The sequence below is a fragment of the Undibacterium sp. JH2W genome (genome assembly GCF_049340425.1).
In the GTDB taxonomy this organism is placed as follows: Bacteria; Pseudomonadota; Gammaproteobacteria; order Burkholderiales; family Burkholderiaceae_D; genus Undibacterium.
This window is the reverse complement of record NZ_JBMPOT010000053.1, coordinates 1-2449: the sequence shown is the minus strand read 5'-3', so window position 1 is coordinate 2449 and position 2449 is coordinate 1. Positions and strand designations below refer to the sequence as shown.

At 44.5% G+C, this 2449-nt stretch carries 3 protein-coding genes; 2 read left to right on the top strand and 1 reads right to left on the bottom strand.

All coding sequences use genetic code 11. The features are described from left to right. The coding region (locus ACO0LC_RS29045; RefSeq protein ID WP_423009725.1) for a hypothetical protein at positions 1-209 on the top strand (209 nt) is incomplete at its 5' end. 849 nt (positions 210-1058) lie between these two features. Here ACO0LC_RS29045 and ACO0LC_RS29040 read toward each other — a convergent pair. Continuing rightward, a complete protein-coding gene (locus ACO0LC_RS29040; protein ID WP_423009723.1) occupies positions 1059-1379 on the bottom strand; it encodes a hypothetical protein in 321 nt (106 codons plus the stop codon). A 476-nt stretch (positions 1380-1855) separates the two neighbouring features. Between ACO0LC_RS29040 and ACO0LC_RS29035 the strand changes: the two genes are divergently transcribed. Continuing rightward, the coding region (locus tag ACO0LC_RS29035; protein ID WP_423009721.1) for a hypothetical protein at positions 1856-2449 on the top strand (594 nt) is incomplete at its 3' end.

Sequence of the window (2449 nt, the reverse complement as noted above, 5' to 3'; positions counted from 1 at the left end):
TTGCGCCAATACAAGTTTCACCGCTTCTTCCCGCAATTCCGGGGTATATCTTTTTTTCTGTTTCATTATTTCTCCTGATCGTTTATTTTAACAAACAGGAATGTCCGAAAAAGTCAGGATACCTCAACCTTCGAATATGGAGACATCCACGCGGTGCATGGGAATGGGAAGCGGCGCGTTCCGGTGGTGCACAGTGGAATCGAAATTAAGATTCATTTCAGTAGCCAAGATTCAAGATACATTCCCATTTCTTGGCAAACTCTGCAGCCAGCACATGGCTGCGTGGACCTTCATAGCGTTAATGGGGCTGTAAGAGTTGCAGCTGGCACAAAAAAATTTGAGGACATTACCGATCCAGGTGTATTTCGGTTTCCAAGTCATGTTGCCAGAATGAAGAATGGAATGATCGCGGTAGTTCAACCTTCTGATACAAATTTCTGCGTCTTGGTCAAACTAATCGCAGTTTTCGAGAATGACATTTTGTTTCAATGGGAAGTCCGTAATATTATTTAGTGTTGCGTGTCTCGCTGAGCCATATCTATTTCTTTGACTACCTTCCGCATAGCGTCGTTTGTATTCTTTTTTTCTTTTTCATGCTCAGTGAGAAGTGAATTAAGCATCTCAAATGTGCGCCCCCCAAGAGACGAGATTTCTCAGGGAGAGTGCAGATCATTCTTTGTAGAGACTCCCTTGTGGAGGTGTGCAACATAGCGAAAATTAGGGAAGCAATTGCAAGTAACCATATCCATTTTGGAATCTCTCTTGATCTTGAAATTATAGAGCGGATAAGTCTATAGAAAGCTGGTTAAGTTCACGCTATTTAAGAAAAACGCCAAATTATTTAAGAATCACGCTATTTAAGAAAATATTTGCATTTGCATCAACTATTCCTCGGTACCAGTGTATTAAAGCAGTCCCCACGAAAGAAAACCTTGAGTCGACTGAAGTCTAGAGAAATGTGCACAATTCTCTTCAGAGCAAACATATCATCTAAGCCGTATGTGGCGTATTAGCCTTGATACCTTTCGCACCATACATCAAGCTAGACTTAAGCCTGGTTAAATGCTTCCTTTGAAATTAGAACATAGCATCCCCTCGACTGCGATCTCCCATGCGATGACGCGAGGCATGGAGCGCTGTAGCAAATCGAGATATAACATGTTGGCATGATCGATATCTGTTCCAGCTTCGTGCGCACAAAGTGCGATCATCCTGGGATTGACCTCCACGAACAAGTAGCTTGCTGCAGCTGCCGCTTTAGGTGATCCTGCCAGTGCATCCAATGTTGCGGCTTGCAGAGCAGCCGCAAGCTGGCTCGGAGAAAGCACTTCGCCCACTGACGCATTCAAATGTGTTGTTGCCATGCTCAAGCTACTCATATTTCGCCTTTAATTACCTTGATCAGCAAACCGACCTGCAAGGTGGTATACGGTCCATCATATTCTGGTTGATAATCGTCGATATATCGAACTAAATTAAGATGATTACTCGCCCCCCTAATCCAGTCTTAACTGGTACCTCTTTTGCCATATACCTTGCCTCAATCCAATTCACGATTGATTGCTTAAATATTACTAATTATTGAATTGACCGTACTTGTGATGCGTTGTTGCCTTGCTTTTCTTTAAACTTGATGCTGAATATTATTTGAATGTTTTGCTAATTTTAATTAACGATCAATATGTGTTTAGCTTAATTAAAGAATTAAAAATGGATTTTATATTTATTTTCGATTTCACCTAAACAAATTCCAGAATGTTTGGACTATTGCTCAATAAGTGAAGCGTGCAACAGAGAAGTTGGTGCGCTTCAAGTTAACTCATTGGTCATAGTCAGAACATAAAAGGATGAATTCATGGTAGCGATCGTTAGCGGAAACAGCACAGGTCTGAATTTAACATCTTCCTCCAACCTGGGACAGCGCGGCAATCTTGGTTCCGCCAGCCAGGGTAAGACAGGCGAACAAAGCATCGTCAACGTTGCTACCGGCAACCTCGTCCTACAAGACAAAGACGGTTTCCTTGCCAGCCGTGGCAACGATCTTTCCGTCATCCGCACCTACAACAGCCAAGGCGTCATCAAAGACGACAATACAGATACCTGGTGGATCAACGGTTACCGCCGCATCGTCAACCTGACAGGTACCCTGAACCAAGCAGGCAGCAGCCTCCAGCGCGTCGGTGCCGACAATGCCATCCAAATTTACGACTTTGACCTGACCAGCAACAGCTACCTGGCCCGTTCCGGCACCGGTAAATCTGATTCCATCAAATACGATGTCATCAACTCCAGCTGGACATGGACAGACCCCACCAGCCAGAGCACAGAAAGCTATGCCGGAACGAACGGACGCCTGTTATTCTCCAGTGATGCCAATGGCAATACCGTCACCTATGGCTACACCGGTGACTACCTCAGCACCATCACCAGCGCCAATGGCGACAAAGTC